Below are 20,229 nucleotides of genomic sequence, written 5' to 3'. Positions count from 1 at the left end.
CGGCTCTCTCCAAGTCATTGCGAGGAGCACAGCGACGAAGCAAGCCAGAATCCCGCCCACCACCCTGATTGCTTTGCTTCGCTCGCAATGACGGAGGAGCAGCAGTTTTGACGAGCAGTCTCGACTGGAGCCCGGCTGGAAGCCACATTCCCCGCCATCATCCCCGCGCAGGCGGGGATCCAGTACGCCGCGGCGGCGCGGTCGACCACGGCCGTCGCGGCGTGCTGGATGGCCCGGTTGAACCGGGCGATGACAGCGGAGTGGGGAGGGGCATCGGCCCGGCGCGACATGCCGCCTGCCGCTCCAGGACCCGCCCGTAACGCCGCCGTAACCCGCCGCCGTGACCATCCCGCGGCAACAACCGGTTTCGCGCGCGGGGCAAAACCATTATGGTGCCGGACCATGTTGCCGCCGGGCGGTTTCGATCTCGAATTCAATCAACGGGTTATGGCCTGGTGACCCAGGTCTGGAGAGCGGTTTGACGCGCTATGTTTCGACCCGCGGGGAAGCCCCCGCGCTCACCTTCTGCGATGTGATGCTGACCGGGCTCGCCCGCGACGGCGGCCTGTACGTGCCCGAGACCTGGCCGCAGCTGACGCCCGCGACCATCGCCTCGTTCTTCGGCCGGCCCTATTGGGAGGTCGCGGTCGAGGTCATCAAGCCGTTCGTCGCCGGCGAGATCTCGGACGCCGAGCTCGGCCGCATGGCCAACGAGGCCTATGCCACCTTCCGCCACCCCGCCGTGGTGCCGCTCGACCAGATCGCGCCGCATCAGTTCGTGCTGGAGCTGTTCCACGGCCCGACGCTCGCGTTCAAGGATGTGGCGATGCAGCTGATCTCGCGGCTGATGGACCACGTGCTGGCCGAGCGCGGCGAGCGCACCACGATCGTGGTCGCGACCTCCGGCGACACCGGAGGCGCCGCCGTCGACGCCTTCGCCGGCCGCGACAATGCCGACCTCATCGTGCTGTTCCCGCATGGCCGCATCTCCGAGGTGCAGCGGCGCATGATGACGACGTCGGGCGCGGCCAACGTCCATGCGCTGGCGATCGAAGGTCATTTCGACGACTGTCAGGCGCTCGTGAAGGGCCTGTTCAACCATCACGGCTTCCGCGATTCCGTCAAGCTGTCCGGCGTCAACTCGATCAACTGGGCGCGCGTCGTTGCCCAGGTCGTCTACTACTTCACCTCGGCGGTCGCGCTCGGCGCGCCGCACCGCGCCGTCGACTTCACCGTGCCCACCGGCAATTTCGGCGACGTCTTCGCCGGCTATGTCGCCAAGCGCATGGGCCTGCCGGTGCGCACCTTGCGCGTCGCCACCAACGTGAACGACATCCTGGCCCGCACGCTGACAACCGGCATCTACGAGGTGCGCGAGGTGCACGCGACGGCCTCGCCGTCGATGGACATCCAGGTGTCGTCGAATTTCGAGCGGCTGCTGTTCGAGGCCGGCGGCCGCGATGCAGGCACGGTGCGGCGGCTGATGGAAGGCCTGAAACAGTCGGGCCGGTTCGTCCTGCCGGATGCGATGCTGGCGGCGATCCGGGCCGATTTCGAGGCCGGGCGCGCCGACGAGACCGAGACCGCGGCGGCGATCCGCGCGGCGTTCCGCGAGGCCGGCGATCTCGTCGATCCGCATACGGCGGTGGCGCTCGCCGTGGCCGACCGGGACGGCACCGATACATCGGTGCCCAACATCGTGCTGGCGACGGCGCATCCGGCCAAATTCCCCGATGCGGTGGAGGCCGCCTGCGGAATGCGGCCGCAGCTGCCGGTCTGGCTCGAAGGGCTGATGAGCAAGCGCGAGGATTCGAAGATCATGCGGAACGATCAGGCCGAGGTGGAGACATTCATCCGCTCGGTCAGCCGGGCCGCCAAACAGGGAATGGCATGATGGGCGTGGAAGTCACCAAGCTGCCGACGGGTCTGACTGTCGTCACCGACACGATGCCGCATCTGGAGACGGCCGCGCTCGGCGTCTGGGCCGGCGTCGGCGGCCGCGACGAGAAGCCGGACGAGCACGGCATCTCCCATCTGCTCGAGCACATGGCGTTCAAGGGCACGACGACGCGCAGCGCCCGCGAGATCGTCGAGTCGATCGAGGCCGTCGGCGGCGATCTCAATGCCGGCACCTCGACCGAGACGACGGCCTATTATGCGCGCGTGCTGAAGGCCGACGTGCCGCTGGCGCTCGACGTGCTCGCCGACATCCTCGCTAATCCGTCCTTCGTGCCGGAGGAGCTGGAGCGTGAGAAGAGCGTCATCGTGCAGGAGATCGGCGCGGCGCAGGACACGCCCGACGACGTCGTGTTCGAACATCTCAACGAGCTCTGCTTCCCGGACCAGCCGATGGGGCGTTCGCTGCTCGGCACGGCCAAGACGCTGGAGGCGTTCGACCGCGACAAGCTGCACGGCTATCTCTCGACGCATTATCGCGGACCCGACATGGTCGTCGCCGCGGCCGGCGCCGTCGACCATCAGCGCGTGGTCGAGGACGTGACCCGGCGCTTCGCCAGCTTCAATGGCGGCCCCGCGCCGAAGCCGCAGCCGGCGGCGTTCGGCAAGGGCGGCTCGCGGGTCGTGCATCGCGACCTCGAGCAGGCGCATCTGACCCTGGCGCTCGAGGGCGTGCCGCAGGCCGATCCGTCGCTGTTCTCGCTGCAGGTGTTCACCAACATCCTCGGCGGCGGCATGTCGTCCCGGCTGTTTCAGGAGGTGCGCGAAAACCGGGGACTCTGCTACTCCATCTACACGTTCCACGCGCCCTATAGCGATACCGGGTTCTTCGGCCTCTACACCGGCACCGATCCGGCCGACGCGCCGGAGATGATGGAGGTCGTGGTCGACATCATCGGCAACGCGGTGGAAACGCTCGGTGACGCGGAGGTGGCGCGGGCCAAGGCGCAGATGAAGGCCGGGCTCTTGATGGCGCTGGAGAGCTGCAGCGCCCGCGCCGAGCAGCTCGCGCGTCACATCCTGGCCTATGGACGGCCGCAGACCCTGCAGGAGATGATCGCCAAGATCGAGGCCGTCAGCGTCGAGAGCACGCGCGATGCGGCCCGGGCGTTGCTCGCCCGCAGCAAGCCCGCGGTGGTGGCGCTCGGCAGCGGCAGGGGTCTGGACACGGCGGTGACTTTCGCCGAAGGTCTGACCGGGCCGAAGTCGAAGGCCCAGCTGCATTGAGCACGCGTCCCAAACTGCGGTGCACCGGGCGAATCGCCGCCGTCAGGCGCGCCGATCGCGGATTCGGCTGCTGAAAGGCAGGGGGAGCATCAGCGATGGCCCTGTTTCGCTTACCGTCCAGCGGACCGGCCGCGCTCGCTCCGCGCGGCAACGGCCTGATGTTGCGCGCGCCGCAGATGGCGGACTACGCGCAATGGGCGCGGCTGCGCGAGATCAGCCGGGACTATCTGACGCCCTGGGAGCCGATCTGGCCGTCCGACGACCTGACGCGGTCGGGCTTTCGCCGGAGGCTGCGCCGCTATGCCGAGGACATCTCGGCCGACCGCTCCTATCCGTTCATCGTGTTCCGCGAACAGGACGGCGCCATGCTCGGCGGCATCACTCTGGCCAATGTCCGCCGCGGTATCGTCCAGGCGGGAACGATCGGCTACTGGATGGGCCAGCCGCATGCCCACCACGGCTACATGACCGCGGCGCTGCGGCTGCTGCTGCCGACCTTGTTCGGCGAGCTCAATCTGCACCGGGTCGAGGCGGCCTGCATCCCGACCAATACACCTTCCATCCGCGTGCTGGAGAAGTGCGGTTTCACCCGGGAAGGGTTGGCGCGGCGCTATCTCTGCATCAACGGGGTCTGGCAGGATCATTACCTCTACGGCCTGCTGCAGGAGGATTTTCGGGGGTAAATTGTGATCGGGCGGTGAATGGAGGCCGCGGATCGGGGCTGGTCCGGCGCTCCGAAATGGGTATAGACGCCGTGTGCAGCTGCCTGTGTTCCGCCGTCATCGCGTCCGAGCGTGTGCGGCGGTACGCTAGGCGGCCGAGATGCCGGGGACTTCGAGAATGCGACAGACGCGTGTGATTCGGGTTGGGACATTGGCAGCATTGCTGCTGGCCGTGGGCGCCGCTGGCGCCGCGCCGCCAGCCGCCGCGCAATCGCTGACCGACCGTTTCAAGAGCCTGTTCGGCGGTGGTTCGGACGACAAGGGGCAGCAGAACCTGCCCGCCGGCGGCCCGCCGGTCGATCCGACCGATGGCTTGACCTGCCCGCCTGTAAACATCCGGGCGGGAGCCTCGACCTATGCGGTGGCCGCGCCCGGCAAGCAGGCGGTCGGCAACGATGTCCGTTTCCAGGCCTCGATCACCAAGACCGCCCGCGAGTGCAATCTCAACGGCGCCGAGATCGTCGCCAAGATCGGCATCCAGGGCCGGGTCGTCGCCGGTCCGGCCGGCGCGCCGGTAACCGTCGACATTCCGATGCGCATCGCGGTGGTCCAGGGCGGCATCGGCGAGAAGGTGGTCGCCACCAAGGCCTATCGCACCACCGTGCAGATGACCGGCGAGGGCAGCGTGCCGTTCACGATCGTGGCCGAGGACATGGTCTATCCGGTGCCGGCGCCCGGCACCAACGCCGACAACTACGTGTTCTACATCGGCTTCGATCCGCAGGCCCTGACGCCGGAGCGGGGGGCCAGGAAGCGGAAGTGAGGCCGGCCTTCGCGCTGGCGCTGCTGCCGATCGCCATTTCCGGTCGCAAGGACGGAGGTGGCCGGACCAGGTTCAGAAAGCAAAAGGCCGGCGCATGGCACCGGCCTTTTGAAAGATGTTGGAGGATGATGGACCGCGGCTCAGTTCAGCTTGCGGCCGACTTCCGCGATGCCCTTGGCGACGAGGTCTTCGCCGAGAGCGCCCTTGACCGATTGCGACAGCACGGTCGCGGCGGCCTGGACGGCGGCTTCGGCTGCCGCAGACCTGACGTCGGCGAGCGCCTGGGCTTCGGCGAGGGCGATCTTGCTCTCGGCGGCCTTGGTGCGACGGGCGACGAAGTCTTCCATCTTGGCCTTGGCGTCCGCCGCGATGCGCTCGGCTTCCGCCTTGGCGCTGGTGACGATCTCCTCGGCCTCGCGTTCGGCGCTGGCGCGGCGGGTCTTGTAATCGGCGAGCACCTTGGCCGCCTCTTCCTTGAGCCGCTTGGCCTCCGCCAGCTCGGTCCTGATGCGCTCGGAGCGATTGTCGAGCGCCTTCAGGACCGTGCGGTGGACACCGAGATAGGCGAACAGGCCCATCAGGATCACGAAGGCAATCGCAACCCAGGTTTCCGGATCAGCGAGCAAATGCATCAGGCTGTTCCCTTCAACGATGCATCGACCGCAGCGTCGACCGTCTTGGCCGTGGGGGCCTTGCCGGTGAGCTGCTTCACGATCGCGCTGGCCGCCTCCGCAGCGATGCTGCGGACGTTGCTCATGGCGGTCGTGCGCGTTGTGGCGATCGAGGTCTCGGCAGCGGCCAGCTTGGCCGCCAGGCTTTCTTCCAGTGCCTTGCGTTCGGCGTCCGAAGTGGCCGCAAGCTTTTCGCGGGTCTCGGCACCGATGGCCTGGGCGCGGGCGCGGGCCGTCGCCAGCTCGCTCTCATACGCCTTCATCGCGGCTTCGGATTCATCCTTCAGCCGCTGCGCTTCGGCCAGGTCGCCGTCGATCGACTTCTGACGGGCGTCGATGACGGCGCCCACCTTCGGCAGTGCCACACGTGAGACGATCACGTACAGCGCCACGAAGGCGATCACCAGAGAGACGATCTGGGAGGGAAAGGTTTCCTTCTGGAACGGAGGGAAACCATGCCCGCCTTCGGCCTCCGTATGGGCGCTTGCGGTGCCCTTGGCCTCGCCGCCCTTGGCCTCGCCATGACTTTCAGCCACGGGCTTCTCCTGTCCGGCTCGGGCCGTCTTAGACGGCGTACAGCAGGAGCAGGGCGATCAGCAGCGAGAAGATGCCGAGCGCCTCGGTCACCGCGAAGCCGAAAATCAGGTTGCCGAACTGGCCCTGGGCGGCCGACGGATTGCGCAGAGCGGCCGACAGGTAGTTGCCGAAGATGATGCCAATGCCGGCACCCGCGCCACCCATGCCGATGCAGGCAATGCCCGCGCCAATGTACTTCGCTGCGACCGGATCCATGAAACGAACTCCTTTGAGAGGTTTGGTAGGGTGGGCCGGATCAGTGGCCCGGATGGATAGCATCGTTGAGATAGATGCAGGTGAGGATCGTGAAGACGTAGGCCTGAAGGAACGCGACCATCAGCTCGAGGCCGGTCAGGGCGACCGTGAGACCGAGCGGCAGCAGCGCGCCGACCTTGCCGACGAAGCCGAGCGCGCCCAGCATGGTCACGAAGCTCGCGAACACCTTCAGCGTGACGTGGCCGGCCAGCATGTTGGCGAACAGACGGACGCTGTGCGAGATCGGGCGGGAGAAGAAGGAGATGATTTCGATCACGACTACCAGCGGCAGGATCACCACGGGAATGCCGGAAGGCACGAACAGCTTAAAGAACTTAAGGCCGTTCTTGTAGAAGCCGTAGATGATGACCGTCAGGAACACCAGCAGCGCCAGCGCGAAGGTGACGATGATGTGGCTGGCGATGGTGAACGTGTAGGGGATGATGCCGACGATGTTCGAGACGAAGATGAACATGAACAGCGAGAACACCAGCGGGAAGAACGTCATGCCGTGCGAGCCGGCGCTGGTTCTGATGGTGTTGGCGACGAATTCGTAGGACAGCTCGACCACCGACTGGAAGCGGCCCGGCACGAGCTGGCGCCCGGCGGCCATCATCATGACGACGATGAGTGCGACCGCCAGCAGCATGTATGCGGTCGAATTGGTGAAGGCGATCTCCTGATTGCCGATATGGCCGATCGTGAAGATCTTGTTGAGGTGGAATTGATGGATCGGATCGATCATCCGCGTGGCGTCTCATTGTTGACCGGCCACGCCGGCGCTTTGCAAAATCACTCGACGGTCTTCCGCGCGCGTCTCATTGACGGGGCCTGTCCGGGGCAATGCCTGCGGATCTGACCACGTTCAACACGCCGGCGGCGAAGCCGAGCAGGAAAAACACGATAAATCCGAAGGGCGATGTCGACAGCAACCGGTCGAAGCCCCAGCCAAGCAACGCACCGACGAGGACACCGGCAATCAACTCGGACGACAGTCGCAGGCCACGCGCCATGGCCGAAGCCCGGGCTGCAGTGTCACCGCTGCCGATTCCAGGTTGATCAGTCCCGATGCTGCGGCCGTCACGTAGTTTGGACAGCCGCTGGTCGAGACTTCCGAGCCTTGCGGAAAGCGCGGCCTCATCCGGCGACTCGTCGCGATCCCCATGTCCGCTGCTCTCGTTCGTGCCGTCCGCCATGTGCCATCTGCCACGTGTGGAGACCCGACGCGTTGCCGCGAGTGTCAGGAAATAGCGCCCCATCGCCCTTTGAAGCCGCGCGGACCATACTGACCGCATCCCCCCAAGTCAAGATTGCGTGTTGATCTGCTAGATACCTGAATTTGCACGCTTTCTCGGCTTTTTCGTCAGATCGGTCGCACGTGTCACCGCGCCGCATCAACAGCGTTCTCTGCGGTTGTGACCTTGCGCGCCTGCGGGCCGTCTGATCCGATACCGCTCGACGCCAACCCGCGCAGGAATCCGCATGTCGCGCCAGATCGACTATTATTTCTCGCTGCAATCGCCGTGGGCCTATATCGGGCACCGGCTGTTCCGTGACATCGCCGCGGATCATGGGGCGGGCGTGACCTACAAGCCCGTGATGCTGGTCGATCTGTTTGCCGAAACCGGCGGGCTGCCGCTCGCCAAGCGCCATCCGGCGCGGCAGCGCTATCGGATCGTCGAGCTCAAGCGCTGGCGCGACAAGCGCGGTCTCGATTTTCATCTGCAGCCGAAGAACTGGCCGTTCAACGCCCGCCTCGCCGACGGCGTCGTCATCGCGACGCTGCAGGCGGGGCTCGATCCCGAACCGTATCTGCAGCGCGCCTTCCCGGCGATCTGGGAACAGCAGCTCAATCTTGCGGATGCTTCGGTCATCGCGGGCCTCGCCGATGCGGCGGGCTTGCCGGGCCGCGACCTCGTGGCGCGGGCGGCAACGGATGCCGTCGGTGCGGTCTACGAGCAGAACCGCCAGGACGCCATTGCAGCCGATGTGTTCGGTTCGCCGGCCTATGTTCTCGATGGCGAGATGTTCTGGGGCCAGGACCGGCTCGAACTGCTGGCCGACGCGTTGAAATCCGGCCGTTCCGCCTATACGTCCGAGGTCTAGGGGCGGCCCGTGGCAGGTGACCGCACCCGAGGCAATGTCATGGCGTCGACACAATGCGGGCGTGCATGACGGCCTCTGCGAAGGTGCCCCGTCACGTGCCTTGGAGATCCAGCCATGAGCCTCACGAAGCCATATCGGCGGCCCCTGATTGCCCTCCTGGCGATGGGCTGCCTGGGCGGAGAAGCGCTGGCCGTCGAGGACGCCGCGCCCGATGGTGACAAGGGGCGCTACACGATGTCGACGACGCCGGACGGCGTGGTCCGGCTCGATACCCGCACCGGGGCGGTCTCCACGTGCAACAACAATGCCGGCACCGGCTGGGCCTGCTACGCGGTGCCCGACGAACGTGCCGCTTTGGATGCGGAGATCGGGCGTCTGCAGGCGGAGAATGAAAGGCTCAGGTCCCAGCTCGCCTCGCGCGATCACAGCATTTCCGGCAAGATCGACGAGCCGCTGCCAAAGGATCAGGCGCTGCCCAAATCCGATCAGTTGAAGAAGTCCGAGCCCAGAGTCGGCGAGCCGAAATCCGCCGACGGGACGCGCAAGCTCGAGATTCCGTTGCCCAGCGACCAGGACATGGACCGCGTGATGGGCTTTCTCGAGCAGGCCTGGCGCCGGCTGCTCGACATGGCGACACGGGTGCAGAAGGACGTCTCGGGCAGGATCTGAGGCGAGGCCGGGGAGGCCGCCAGCATGCATGCAAGATCGACCTCGCGCAGTGTGCCCGTGGCCGCCGCCGTCACCACGGTCGTGACGTCGGTCCTGACGGTGCAGACCGCGGGCCGCGGCTTCACCGACCTCACGCGCGAGGTCGAGGCGTTCCTGCGCCAGATCGCAGCGAGCGAAGGCGCGGTGACCGCGTTCATCCGCCACACCTCGGCGTCGCTGACCATCCAGGAGAATGCCGATCCGACCGTGCTGCGCGATCTCACCACGGCCCTGGCGCGGCTGGCGCCCGAGAATGCCGGCTGGGTTCACGACACCGAGGGGCCGGACGACATGCCGGCCCACATCAAGACGATGTTGAGCGCGGTGTCGCTGCAGGTGCCGGTGCATGACGACCGCATGATGCTCGGCACTTGGCAGGCGATCTATCTGATCGAGCATCGGTCTCGCCCGCATGTCCGCGAGGTGGTGTTGCAGTTCATCGGTGCGACCTGACGCCAAAAAGAAAAACTCCCGGCCTGAAATGCGGAACGGCCGCGGAGTGATCCGCGGCCGTTCGTCGTCGAAAGAGATGCGAGCGGCGTGCCGCTCGCGTGGTGAATCAGGTCGACTGGATGTCGACATCCTTGGTTTCCGGCAGGAGCAGGAAGCCGACGACCGCCGTGATCACCGCGAAGAAGATCGGGTACCACAGGCCGGCATAGATATCGCCGGTCGAGGCCACGATCGCGAAGGCCGTCGCCGGCAGCAGGCCGCCGAACCAGCCGTTGCCGATGTGATAGGGCAGCGACATCGAAGTGTAGCGGATCTTGGTCGGGAACAATTCGACCAGCATCGCGGCGATCGGGCCATAGACCATGGTGACGAAGATCACCAGGATCAGCAGCAGGCCGATGATGGCCGCGACCTGCGGCCGGAAGACGTCGAACGGATGCGCCATCTTCACGATGGCCGCGTCGCCCGCCTTCGGGTAGCCGACCTCGGCGATTGCGGCCGTCAGCGCCGGATTGCTGGTCTTGGCGTCGGTGTAGGGCACGTCCTTGCCGTTGAAGGAGACCTTCACACCTGAGCCGGCCGGGCCGGGCACGGTCGCGTACTTGACCGACGACTTGGCCAGGAAGTCACGGGCGGTATCGCACGGCGCGGTGAAGACGCGGGTGCCGACCGGGTTGAACAGGGAGCCGCAGCCGGCGGGATCAGCCGCCACTTCCACCTTCACCGATTCGATCGCCTTCTCCAGCGCCGGGTTGGCGTTGCTGGTGATCATCTTGAAGATCGGGATGAAGGTCAGCGCCGCGATCAGACAGCCGCCCATGATGATCGGCTTGCGGCCGATCTTGTCGGAGAGGATGCCGAACACGATGAAGAAGCCGGTGCCGAGCAACAGCGACCAGGCGATCAGGAGGTTGGCGGTGTAGCCGTCGACCTTCAGGATCGATTGCAGGAAGAACAGCGCGTAGAACTGGCCGGTGTACCAGACGACGCCCTGGCCCATGGTGGCGCCGATCAGCGCCAGCAGCACGATCTTGCCGTTGTTCCAGTTGGCGAACGCTTCCGTCAGCGGCGCCTTGGAACTCTTGCCCTCTTCCTTCATCTTCTGGAACACGGGCGATTCGTTGAGGCGCAGACGGATCCAGACGGAGACGCCGAGCAGCAGCACGGAGACCAGGAACGGCACGCGCCAGCCCCATTTGGCGAAGTCGGCCTCGCCGATGATGGTGCGGGTGAACAGGATCACCAGCAGCGACAGGAAAAGGCCCATCGTCGCGGTGGTCTGGATGAAGGAGGTGTAGTAGCCGCGCTTGCCCATCGGAGCATGCTCGGCGACATAGGTGGCGGCGCCGCCATATTCGCCGCCGAGCGCGAGGCCCTGGAGCAGGCGGAGGCCGATCAGGATCACCGGCGCGGCGAAGCCGATGGTGTCGGCGTTCGGCAGGATGCCGACGATGAAGGTCGACAAGCCCATGATCAGGATCGTGACCAGGAAGGTGTATTTGCGGCCGACGATGTCGCCGATGCGGCCGAACACGATGGCGCCGAACGGACGGACCAGGAAGCCGGCGGCGAAGGCCAGCAGCGCGAAGATGTCACGGGTGGCCGGCGGATAGGCCGAGAAGAACTGCGCGCCGATGATCGAGGCCAGCGACCCGTAGAGATAGAAGTCGTACCACTCGAACACGGTGCCGAGGGAGGACGCCAGAATGACGAAGCGTTCGTCCTTCGTCATGCCTCCCGATCTCGCTTGTGTGGCTACCATTGTTGACATCGGCATTCGCTCCCCAAGATCGTTGTGATGATGGCTTCGCCTCCGCATGCCGGACTTGGACGGCGCTCGTCGCGGAGACATTGGCGCTTAAGTAACATTGCAGTGAAAGTCGGCCCAATACGACTTTCGGCCCTGGCCGGCTGCGGCGCACAGGACGCTCGCGGCCGTGACGGCGACTCGCGTTCGCTGATTGGCCGTCGCGCAATCGATGTTGCGTTGCACAAGGCGCGGATTAACCGCCTTCCCCGCGCGTGGAATTGCATGCTTGCATGCAACCGTTCGCCGGGCGAGTATTTCCGGAAACGAAGGCGGCGCGCAGCCGACGTGCGTGGCCGGAGTCGCAAGGTCAAGTCAGCATTCATGGCGGTTGCCAGCACCCATCTCGTCATCGCCGATGATCATCCGCTATTTCGCAATGCACTGCGGCAGGCGGTTGCGAGCGTGCTTGCGGAGGCCGTGGTCGACGAGGCCGGCTCATTCGAGGACCTCACCGCTCTGCTGGAGAAGGATTCCGAGGTCGACCTCGTGCTGCTCGACCTGACCATGCCCGGCATCTCCGGCTTTTCCGGCCTGATCTATCTGCGCGCGCAATATCCGGCGATCCCGGTCGTCATCGTCTCGGCGAGCGACGATGGCGCCACCATCCGCCGCTCGCTCGATTTCGGCGCGTCCGGCTTCATTCCGAAGCGTTTCGGCGTCGAGACGCTGCGCGACGCCATCAAGAAGGTGATGGAGGGCGATATCTGGGTGCCGCCGGACACCGATCTCGCCGCCGGCGCCGATCCGGAGATGACGAAGCTGCGCGACCGCCTGGTCACGCTGACCCCGCAGCAGGTGCGGGTGCTGATGATGCTGTCGCAGGGGCTGCTCAATAAGCAGATCGCCTACGAGCTCGGCGTCTCCGAGGCGACCATCAAGGCACATGTCTCGGCCATCCTGCAGAAGCTCGGCGTCGAGAGCCGCACCCAGGCGGTGATCGCCGCGGCCAAGATCGCAGGCAGCGCGTGGCGACAGGACACGCCGACGGGGAAGTGAGGGGATGATCATTTCCATGCTCCGGTGTGCAGCGGCCTCTGGCGCTTGACCCTCTCCACGAGCGCGCGGCTGACGATCAACCTGCAGCGCCGGCCTCGGAACCCACTCCTCTCCATGAACACGGCTCTCGGCGTGTTCATGGTCCGGTGTGCAGTGCCTCGGCTTTTGCTCCTCATGGTGAGGAGCGCCGCGCCGCACATGTCTGATGTAAGGCGAGACTGCCTCGGCGCGGCGCGTCTCGAACCATGAGGCCACCGAAGCCAAGGTCCGGGCCTCGCCCTTCGAGACGCCCGCCCAGGGGCGGGCTCCTCAGAGTGTGAGAATGTTTTGTCGTTTCCACCAGTTTGCGACTGTTGGGTGGGGTTTTCCAAGAAACTCTCGGTCAAGCGGGTTGCGAGGCAGCATGCCTCGTGGAACGAGGTGGTGGGATGCTTGGTTTGCGCTTTTGGCATTCGTTTCCGCTGTCATGCCGTTGCTTCCGCGCTCAAGGCAAAGAGACGCATCATGTTGTGAGCGATCGCAAACCAGAGCAACTGTATCCGAGCCTTGACCCGGCCGCGGAGGGACAGCTGCCGAAGGCCCATGCGGCGGGCTTGGGCGTTGATGCATTCGTGCTGAGCACGCAGCCGATAGAGCGCCTCGTCTTTCTTCCCTTGCTCGGCCTTCATGCGTTCTCGCCAGTCCGCAACGCCGACACCATCATCCTTCTTCGGAGCATAAGGGTCGCTTCCGTGCTTAGTCTGCCCCGGCGGGCACCACATTTTTATGCCGTTGGCATGTGCCCACTCGATGTCGTCCTTTTTGGTGAAGCCGCCGTCGACCAGATAGTTGCGGGGATTGTAACCCTGGGCCTGCACGGTCTCGATCCCTGGCCGGCCCAGACCTCGATCCGAACCGGTGGTGTCGATGTCGACGGCGACGATTACCTGATACGCGGGCGCCGATATGATCTGCATATTGTAGGAGGGGCGCCAGCCGCCATCCGCCATCTTGATGACCCGTGCCTCGGCGTCGGTGGTGGAAGCGCGTGGCTCCTTTTGCTTGGCCACTTCCTTCTTGTTGGTCTTTTCCCGCCGCTCCCGTTCGGCCTCCAGCTCCTTCATTCGCTCTTGGGCCGCTTTGATCCGCGCCTCGCGCTCGCGAGCGCCCCGCTCCTTTGCCGCGCGCTGTCGCCGATCCCCGGCAGCTGGATCCGTCTCGACCTCCGCACGCAGGCGTTCCACACGCTCCTGTGCCGCGGCGAGCAGCTTATCAAGTCGCTCATGCCGCCGGAACGATCCGGCGCCAGCACCCGCGCGAACCCGCAAGCCATCCTGCGCCAGAGTGTCGGCCGACACCAATCCTGCCTGGACCATCGCGGCGACGCCCTGCGCCAGGAGCCGCTCCAGAACCGCCATGTGGGCAATCCGGAAGCTCGACAGCGTATGGTAGTTCATCGATACGCCGCCGCAGAGCCAGCGGTAGACCAAGTGATCGCGGCACAGCCGATCCAACTGACGGGCGCTGCCCACACCTTCGACCGTCGCCCACAGCCAAAGCGCAACCATCAGTTCCGGCGCTGCCGGAGGATGTCCGGGGTGACCTTCCCGGGCTTTGACGAGGTCGTACAGATGCGACAGGTCCAGACCCTCGACGAACGCCCAGACCGAACGCACCGGATGATCCTCTGCAATCAGATCATCCAATGCCGCTACCTGCATGGCGATCTGGCTACGCTCCGGCACCCGCAGCCGAACCGAACCGCGCCCGCCGGGCTGAGACTTATCCTGCTCAGGCAAGTTCTCGAACAATTGCTCGTCACCCATGGCCCGCCCACCACCGCTACGATTGACAGCGAATCACACCGGTCATCCCCTGGCAAACCCGAAATCTTTGAGAAAGATTCACACCCTCTCAGGGTGAGGAGCGTCACTGTCGGCGCGAAAGCCGTAGGGCCCGCACTGTGCGGCAATCCCAAGAAGCCCAAGTCATCTGGCAGATCCATCGCGACACACCAACTCGACCTCGCGGCGCCATCAGCGTCCGAGCTTTGCCAGTCATCCGCCCTCTCGAAACAGAGGGCGCAGGGAAGGCCGGGCGCTGGCCGCGCCCGTGGCCCGCCTGCGAAAAAAATGCAGGCGGCAGGAACCACAGGTCTGGCCTGGAACACCCGGCCCTCCCTGCGCGATGGTTTTGACGGCTGCTCCGTGCTCTCCCCGGGGACCGGCGTTCTTGCCCCCGTCATCCGCAACATCGTCGTCACGGACTTGGCATCAGCGTCGGGATGCCAGGACCACACGGCTTGACCGTGCGCGCCGGATCGTTCGTCCGCGGGACAAAGCCCGCTGCGACCCGACGCGCCCACCGCATCCCGCGCCCCACGTTCGTGACGATCGCGAAGCGCCCCTCATGGCGGGCACGGGATGACGCGACTCATAGCATGATTTCGGGGAAAAAGAAACAGAATTTCTGGGAAATTCTGAAGTCCAGATAGATGGCGTTTGGTGGGATTTCGATCGGCGTTCGCTGGCGGGGCGACGACGCACAGTCCGGCTGCGGTAACGGAAAGCCGGCGACCGCTCGCCGTGCCCGATCAGGGATTGACGTTGTGTAAGTAAAGTATATTGTACTAGATAATGCATACACAGCTGATGAAATCGCTTTGTCTGGAGGATTCGGGGGTCCCGATCTACGTCCAGCTGCGCGACCAGATGCTGCGCAGTCTCGGCGCGGGCGTTCTGCGCCCAGGTGACCGGATGCCGACGATGCGCGAGATGGCAGTCGCGTTGAGGATCGACCTCAATACGGTTCGGCACGCCTATGACGAGCTGGAGCGGATCGGCGCGATCACCCTCATCAGAGGGCGCGGCAGCTTCGTCGCCCAGCCGCCGCGGCCCCCGAATGCGCGTGCGCTGGCACAGCAGGTCGACGGTCTCGCCAAACAGACGCTCGCGACGGCCGCCGCCGCCGGCGTCGATCCAATCGCATTGGCTCAACGAATGATCGCGCTCGTCAAACAGGAGGCCTCGAATGACTAGATATCTCGGTACAAGGGGGGCCAACCAACCCGCCATCGTGCTCGCCATCCTGATGCTGGGGCTCGCCGCATGGATCGCCTCGTCTGGTCGCGAGGCCGGTTCAGTCGTCCCGTACGTGGTCGCTGCGTTGTTGGCCGTGACCGCAGTCCTGATCCCGAAGGCCATCATGATCGCCGATCAGTGGGAGCGGGCCGTCGTGCTCCGGCTAGGGCGATTGGCGGCAATCCGGGGACCCGGCCTGTTCGTCATCATACCCTTTATCGACCAGGTGGCCGTCTGGCTCGATCAGCGCATCCAGACCACGGAGATCGATGCCGAGCAGGCCCTGAGCAAGGATACCGTGCCGGTCAACATCGACGCCGTGGTGTTCTGGCAAATCCACGATCCCGAGCGCGTCGCGCTCGAGATCATCGATTATCGTCAGGCGATCACCCGTGTGGCGCAGACCTCGCTGCGGGAGATGGTCGGCTCGTCCTTGCTCTCGACCCTCTTGTCCGAGCGCAAGCAGGGCGACGCTTTGCTGCGCGAGGAGATCGGGCGCAAGACAGCGGATTGGGGCGTGGCGGTCCTGTCGGTCGAGATCAGGGATATCGGCGTGCCGCCAGCGCTCCAGGATGCCATGAGCCGGCAGGCGCAGGCCGAGCGCGAGCGGCTGGCCCGCGTTCTCCTGGGTCAGGCCGAGCAGGAGGTCGCACAGAAATTCGTCGAAGCCGCCGACATCTACGCCCGCAGCCCCGCAGCGCTGCAGCTACGCGCGATGAACATCATCTACGAGACCACCAAGGAGCGTGGCGCAACCATCCTGATCCCGACGGCCATGGTCGACAGTATGAACCCGGTCAACGCGCTGGGGATCGTTGCTGCGGCGAGCTAGATTTAGGAGGCGATGAGGGCCCATGTGTCATGGTTTTCCCGAAGCCATGCCTGGGACCGTCGCCCGGACAAATTCGGCCTCGCCGAACCAGTCGTGCCATCGGAGTCGGTCGATTCGATTGCTGGCCGGTTGAAACCGGATTTGCGCGCGCTCACCTCTCGGCGCCGTCGGGATGGCGATCGCCGGCCAGGCCATGGCGTCGCGGTCGCCCTGGTACTCGAAGCTCAGGCCGGAATAGCGCATCAGCGGGCCATCGAAGCCTGACAGGCCGTCGATGCGAAACCACAGGTGATCGGCGCTCGGCTCGACATGCAGCGAGCCGAAGCCCTGGTGATGGTAGGTGCCGACGAAATCATCCTGCGACCAGCGAGATGCCGAAACAGGGTCGCTCGATCTCTCCCCCTCGAACCGGGCGACGCGTTCGCGGATCTCTCTGTTAGCCATGTCGTCGAAATGTTTGATCCAGTCAGTCACCGTCTCGCCGCGCATCTCCTGGATGATGCGATAGGTGACGGCGAGGTGAGCGAAGCCGGCGCCGAGATTGGTTGCCACGAAGATCGCGAGGTCGCCGTCCAGATCGCACCAGACGTTGGCGCGAAAGCCGCGGATGGCGCCATCATGCTGAATGCGTCGGTTGCGCACATGCCAGCCGAGGCCGTATCCGTCGTTCGCCGTCCGATCCCTTCGCACGGTTTGCAGCAGATGCGTCTCCCAGAGCTGAGGCGCCGAGACGGGATGGGCTTCGCGCGCGCCCTCTTCCAGATGGAGCCTGAGCCAGTTCGCCGCTTCGCGGGCACTCATCGAGCGGTCGATCGCCCCCTGAAGGTTATCCGTCGCCATCGGCGGCACCGTCTGAACCTTGCCGTCGATCTCGTAGTGGGGAGCGGCGAAGTTGGACGTTGCTCCCGTTGATCTGCTCCGGTCGAATTCGAGCCGCTTCAGCAGACATTCGTTGATCAGCCCGTCGAACGACTGACCCGCAGCCGCGGCCATCGCCTCCGCAGCGACGACGAAGCCGACGTTGCAATAGGTGAACTGATCGCGAAATTGCGCGATCGGCTGAATGAAGCGGGCGCGGCGCAATGTTTCCGCCCGTGTCAGGTCGGAGCCGTATTCGCCAATGCTCGCGCGCGACAGGCCGGTCCGATTGGCGAGGACATCCCGGAACGTCAGCTGGTCGCTGATCCAGGGATCGTACAGACTGAACGACGGCAGATATTTGCGAATCCGATCATCCCATCCGATCACGGCGGCATCCACCAGCACCGCCGCCAGCGTGGCGGTGAAGGCCTTCGAGCACGAGCCGACCGCAAAGGCCGTATCGATGTCGGCGGGAGCGGAGGTCGCGACATCACTCACGCCATAGGCTTCAACGAGCAGCGGACCGTCGCGACGCACGACGGCGACGGCCATGCCGGGGATCCGCCAACGCTGCCGCACTTCCGCAATGAAGGGATCGAGCCGGGTGGACAGGGACACGGATGGAATCTCCGAACCTGAGACCGTCGATGCTATACGCCGAGTGGTTGCAGGCTGTTCCGCCTCGGGAAGCGATCGACAGATTCCATGACATATCCCACGGAGGCCGGCCGCAGTATACTGCAGCTGTTCAGGAGTGCGACGATGCGGCGAAGAGATTCGTGGCTGCCTTCGGTTGGGCGGCGGCTTGGTCTCTGGCTTGGCCACCCCAGGCGCAGGCGCAGCCGTTGCCGACGCCGGAACGCCTGGCTCGCCCTCCCGGCTCATCAGAGCTATCAGCTCGTCGAGATGGAGCGGGAATGACGAGAAGCATCACGGCACGGGCGGCCCTCAACAACGCCATCTGGTGCGATGCGGTGTGCCGGGCGCAGGATCATCCCGGCGAATTTGGCGAAACGCTCTGGCTGACCCGGCTGGGAGCGCCACGCTTCTATCCCGACGTGGTGACGACGGCCGGCGTGGAGGCCGCGGCGGCCCAGCTGAAGGCCATCGCCGACCTGGTTGGCTCGACGCGACCAAGGGAGTGGTTCGTCAAGGACAGCTTCAATTGCCTGCACTTGGAAGCGCTCGGCTTCGCGCCGTTGTTCGATGCCGATTGGATCGCGCTGACCCGGGCGCAGCCCGACGTCAGGCCCGATCGGTCAGGCTACCGTTCGACCATCGTGACCGACGAGGCCGGCTTGACCGCCTGGGAGCGGTCCTGGGCCGGCGACGCACCCAATCCGGTTGCGAGCCCGCCGCCACGCGTGTTCATGCCCGGCCTGCTTGCAGACGACAGCATCGTCTTTGTCTCCCTGCGGGGAGACGATGGCCTCGTGGGCGGGGGCATCCTCAATCGAGGAGCCGATGCCGTCGGCCTGTCGAATCTGTTTGGCTCACGAATGGAGCTGGTGTGGCAAGATCTCATCGCGCTGGCGGGCGACATCTTTTCCGGCCTGCCTTTGGTCGGCTACGAGCACGGCGATGATCTGGCCGCCGCCAAGCAGGTAGGATTCGAGAGTCTCGGTTCCTTGAGGATCTGGAGACGTCGTGCCGGGGCGCTATAGGTGGCTCGGGCGAAGGATTGCCATCACGTTCTGCTGCAGAGCGGACGCAAGGATCCGCGCGTGCATCGCTTCTATGAGAATTGCGGCTTCGAGCCGGGACGTCGGACCGCCTACGTCGCGCATCGCCCGGCACGCTGAGCCGCGCAGGCTCCCGATCCGCGCCTTGCGTTCGAGATGACCGCAGGCGCCCTCATGGGGCAGGGCTATCGCATATGAAGCTGAGGAACTGTCCCGGCGGGTAATCCTGCCGAATGAGCTACTCCGTCATGCCCGGGCTCCGTCCCGCCTGCGCGGCCGAAGCCGCTTCGGCGCGGCGAAGGCCCGGGCATCCACGTCGTTCTCAGCATGCCGGACGACGTGGATGGCCGGGACGAGCCCGGCCATGACGACGTCGAGAGAGACGAGGACAAACCGCGATCATCGTATGCGATAGCCGTGCTCATGAGGGATGATCCGCAGTGTGACGTCTTGAAAAAGAAATCAGGATAGGGATCGCTGCGCCAGGAGCTCCGATGTCTCTTGGCGGGCGCTGCAGCTTCCGGCCGCTTGGCAGCCTGATCTGTCATAAACAGGTACCTTGTAATACACACTACCTTGTGATACCTTCTCTCCATGACCGAACAGATGCAGGTGCAGCTCAAGAAGGGAGCGCTCGAAATGTGCGTGCTGGCGCTATTGGCGCGGGGCGAGAGCTACGCCTACGAGATTGCCAGCGAGCTCGCGACCGGAGTCGGCATGGGCGAGGGAACGATCTATCCGCTGATGCGGCGCATGCAGGACGACAAGCTGGTGGAAACGCGCCTCGCCGAATCCAACAGCGGCCCGCCGCGCAAATATTATCGGCTCACGCCGGCGGGCCGTGCCGCCTTTGCGGCGCAGAAGCGCGAGTGGCGAACGTTCGCCGACGCGGTCAACAGATTGCTGGGAGAACGCTGATGAACCGCGTCGCCTTCCTGGGCCTGCTCAAGGACGGTCTCGCCGGGTTGCCCGCTGATGACGTCGACGAGATCATCGCGGACTACATGTCCTATTTCGACGAGGCCGCCGCCTCGGGGCGCGACGAGGCGGAGGTGGCCGCCGCGCTGGGTGACCCGCGGCGCTTGGCGCGCGAGCTGCGCGCCGAGACCGGACTGCGCCATTGGGAGAACCACCGCAGCCTGGGCAACTCCGCCGCCGTGCTGCTGGCGCTCGGCGGCCTGGCCACCGTCGACATCCTGCTGCTGCTGCCGCTGCTGTTCGCCGTCATGCTGGTGACGCTGGCGGTTGGTCTCGTGGTCTTGGTGCTCGGCATCGTCGGCATCGGCTTGCTCCTCAGTCTCCTGAAGATCGGGCACTTCGCTTCGGTTGCCGCGATGGCGTTGCGCGCGGTGGCCGGCATCGGGTTCATCGCCGGCAGCGTCGGCTGCGGCGCGCTGCTGCTGTTGGCGCTCAATGCTGCGGTGAAGATGCTCGGCAATTATGCGCGGCTGCACTACCGGCTGCTCAGGCCGGAACACGACCCTGCTTGACCAAGATCGGAGGTGCGCAATGAGCGGACAACTCGGAAGGATCGCGGTGGTGTCATTGGGCA

At 65.3% G+C, this 20,229-nt stretch carries 21 protein-coding genes; 13 read left to right on the top strand and 8 right to left on the bottom strand.

Features of this window, described 5'->3' with window-relative positions; genetic code table 11:
• Positions 1-478 precede the first annotated feature (478 nt).
• From thrC to ACQR1B_RS04800, 4 genes are all read left to right on the top strand, one after another.
• Positions 479-1,894 carry a threonine synthase gene (gene thrC, locus ACQR1B_RS04815; RefSeq protein WP_434834421.1) on the top strand — a complete coding sequence of 472 codons (1,416 nt, stop codon included), beginning with the start codon at positions 479-481 and terminating at the stop codon, positions 1,892-1,894.
• Positions 1,894-3,183 carry a M16 family metallopeptidase gene (locus ACQR1B_RS04810; RefSeq protein WP_434834446.1) on the top strand — a complete coding sequence of 430 codons (1,290 nt, stop codon included), beginning with the start codon at positions 1,894-1,896 and terminating at the stop codon, positions 3,181-3,183. The genes thrC and ACQR1B_RS04810 overlap by 1 nt, the downstream gene beginning before the upstream one ends.
• A 95-nt stretch (positions 3,184-3,278) precedes the next feature.
• A complete protein-coding gene (locus tag ACQR1B_RS04805; protein WP_434834422.1) occupies positions 3,279-3,866 on the top strand; it encodes a GNAT family N-acetyltransferase in 588 nt (195 codons plus the stop codon).
• A gap of 190 nt (positions 3,867-4,056) precedes the next feature.
• The gene (locus ACQR1B_RS04800) at positions 4,057-4,668 is read left to right on the top strand and encodes a hypothetical protein (protein ID WP_434834447.1); all 612 of its coding nucleotides are present in this window, start codon (positions 4,057-4,059) and stop codon (positions 4,666-4,668) included.
• A gap of 140 nt (positions 4,669-4,808) precedes the next feature.
• On the opposite strand, the gene ACQR1B_RS04795 is transcribed toward ACQR1B_RS04800, so the two are convergent.
• The 5 genes from ACQR1B_RS04795 to ACQR1B_RS04775 form a co-directional block, all read right to left on the bottom strand.
• Entirely contained in the window at positions 4,809-5,300 is a 492-nt protein-coding gene (locus ACQR1B_RS04795) for a F0F1 ATP synthase subunit B family protein (protein ID WP_434834423.1), read from the bottom strand.
• Positions 5,300-5,875 (bottom strand): F0F1 ATP synthase subunit B family protein, encoded by a 576-nt coding sequence (locus ACQR1B_RS04790; protein ID WP_434834424.1) that lies wholly within the window; start codon positions 5,873-5,875, stop codon positions 5,300-5,302. The genes ACQR1B_RS04795 and ACQR1B_RS04790 overlap by 1 nt, the downstream gene beginning before the upstream one ends.
• A 28-nt stretch (positions 5,876-5,903) precedes the next feature.
• Positions 5,904-6,131 carry a F0F1 ATP synthase subunit C gene (locus tag ACQR1B_RS04785; RefSeq protein WP_006615622.1) on the bottom strand — a complete coding sequence of 76 codons (228 nt, stop codon included), beginning with the start codon at positions 6,129-6,131 and terminating at the stop codon, positions 5,904-5,906.
• A gap of 40 nt (positions 6,132-6,171) precedes the next feature.
• Positions 6,172-6,915, bottom strand: coding sequence for a F0F1 ATP synthase subunit A (locus ACQR1B_RS04780; protein ID WP_434834425.1), 744 nt, complete (start codon positions 6,913-6,915; stop codon positions 6,172-6,174).
• A gap of 73 nt (positions 6,916-6,988) precedes the next feature.
• On the bottom strand, positions 6,989-7,366 hold the full coding sequence (locus tag ACQR1B_RS04775; protein ID WP_434834426.1) for an AtpZ/AtpI family protein: 378 nt from the start codon (positions 7,364-7,366) through the stop codon (positions 6,989-6,991).
• 286 nt (positions 7,367-7,652) lie between these two features.
• On the opposite strand from ACQR1B_RS04775, the gene ACQR1B_RS04770 reads away from it, so the two are divergent.
• The 3 genes from ACQR1B_RS04770 to ACQR1B_RS04760 all read left to right on the top strand — a co-directional run bounded on the left by ACQR1B_RS04770 (position 7,653) and on the right by ACQR1B_RS04760 (position 9,437).
• Positions 7,653-8,276: a 2-hydroxychromene-2-carboxylate isomerase gene (locus ACQR1B_RS04770; protein ID WP_434834427.1), complete on the top strand. Its 624-nt coding sequence runs from the start codon at positions 7,653-7,655 to the stop codon at positions 8,274-8,276.
• 114 nt (positions 8,277-8,390) lie between these two features.
• Positions 8,391-8,945, top strand: a complete 555-nt coding sequence (locus tag ACQR1B_RS04765; RefSeq protein ID WP_434834428.1) for a hypothetical protein — start codon at positions 8,391-8,393, stop codon at positions 8,943-8,945.
• A gap of 24 nt (positions 8,946-8,969) precedes the next feature.
• A complete protein-coding gene (locus ACQR1B_RS04760) occupies positions 8,970-9,437 on the top strand; it encodes a secondary thiamine-phosphate synthase enzyme YjbQ (protein WP_434834429.1) in 468 nt (155 codons plus the stop codon).
• 106 nt (positions 9,438-9,543) lie between these two features.
• On the opposite strand, the gene ACQR1B_RS04755 is transcribed toward ACQR1B_RS04760, so the two are convergent.
• On the bottom strand, positions 9,544-11,169 hold the full coding sequence (locus ACQR1B_RS04755; RefSeq protein WP_434834430.1) for an MFS transporter: 1,626 nt from the start codon (positions 11,167-11,169) through the stop codon (positions 9,544-9,546).
• A 399-nt stretch (positions 11,170-11,568) separates the two neighbouring features.
• Between ACQR1B_RS04755 and ACQR1B_RS04750 the strand changes: the two genes are divergently transcribed.
• A complete protein-coding gene (locus ACQR1B_RS04750) occupies positions 11,569-12,243 on the top strand; it encodes a response regulator (RefSeq protein ID WP_434834431.1) in 675 nt (224 codons plus the stop codon).
• 464 nt (positions 12,244-12,707) lie between these two features.
• On the opposite strand, the gene ACQR1B_RS04745 is transcribed toward ACQR1B_RS04750, so the two are convergent.
• The gene (locus ACQR1B_RS04745; protein ID WP_434831192.1) at positions 12,708-14,048 is read right to left on the bottom strand and encodes an IS1182 family transposase; all 1,341 of its coding nucleotides are present in this window, start codon (positions 14,046-14,048) and stop codon (positions 12,708-12,710) included.
• An 810-nt stretch (positions 14,049-14,858) separates the two neighbouring features.
• Here ACQR1B_RS04745 and ACQR1B_RS04740 point away from each other — a divergent pair.
• Together ACQR1B_RS04740 and ACQR1B_RS04735 are read left to right on the top strand one after the other, a co-directional pair.
• Positions 14,859-15,260 carry a GntR family transcriptional regulator gene (locus tag ACQR1B_RS04740; protein WP_434874961.1) on the top strand — a complete coding sequence of 134 codons (402 nt, stop codon included), beginning with the start codon at positions 14,859-14,861 and terminating at the stop codon, positions 15,258-15,260.
• Positions 15,253-16,134 carry a slipin family protein gene (locus ACQR1B_RS04735; protein WP_434837239.1) on the top strand — a complete coding sequence of 294 codons (882 nt, stop codon included), beginning with the start codon at positions 15,253-15,255 and terminating at the stop codon, positions 16,132-16,134. Before ACQR1B_RS04740 ends, ACQR1B_RS04735 begins: the two co-directional genes overlap by 8 nt.
• Positions 16,135-16,161: 27 nt before the next feature.
• Here ACQR1B_RS04735 and ACQR1B_RS04730 read toward each other — a convergent pair whose 3' ends face one another.
• Entirely contained in the window at positions 16,162-17,880 is a 1,719-nt protein-coding gene (locus ACQR1B_RS04730; protein WP_434837240.1) for a serine hydrolase, read from the bottom strand.
• A gap of 89 nt (positions 17,881-17,969) precedes the next feature.
• Here ACQR1B_RS04730 and ACQR1B_RS04725 point away from each other — a divergent pair, with 89 nt between their 5' ends.
• From ACQR1B_RS04725 to ACQR1B_RS04715, 3 genes are all read left to right on the top strand, one after another.
• A complete protein-coding gene (locus ACQR1B_RS04725) occupies positions 17,970-18,659 on the top strand; it encodes a hypothetical protein (protein WP_434837241.1) in 690 nt (229 codons plus the stop codon).
• A 612-nt stretch (positions 18,660-19,271) separates the two neighbouring features.
• The gene (locus tag ACQR1B_RS04720; RefSeq protein ID WP_434837242.1) at positions 19,272-19,595 is read left to right on the top strand and encodes a PadR family transcriptional regulator; all 324 of its coding nucleotides are present in this window, start codon (positions 19,272-19,274) and stop codon (positions 19,593-19,595) included.
• Positions 19,595-20,167 carry a DUF1700 domain-containing protein gene (locus tag ACQR1B_RS04715; RefSeq protein WP_434837243.1) on the top strand — a complete coding sequence of 191 codons (573 nt, stop codon included), beginning with the start codon at positions 19,595-19,597 and terminating at the stop codon, positions 20,165-20,167. Before ACQR1B_RS04720 ends, ACQR1B_RS04715 begins: the two co-directional genes overlap by 1 nt.
• Positions 20,168-20,229 lie beyond the last annotated feature (62 nt).

Origin of the sequence: Bradyrhizobium oligotrophicum (genome assembly GCF_051168495.1) — a bacterium.
Taxonomy (GTDB): domain Bacteria; phylum Pseudomonadota; class Alphaproteobacteria; order Rhizobiales; family Xanthobacteraceae; genus Bradyrhizobium; species Bradyrhizobium oligotrophicum_A.
This window is presented reverse-complemented; position numbering and strand designations above follow the sequence as displayed.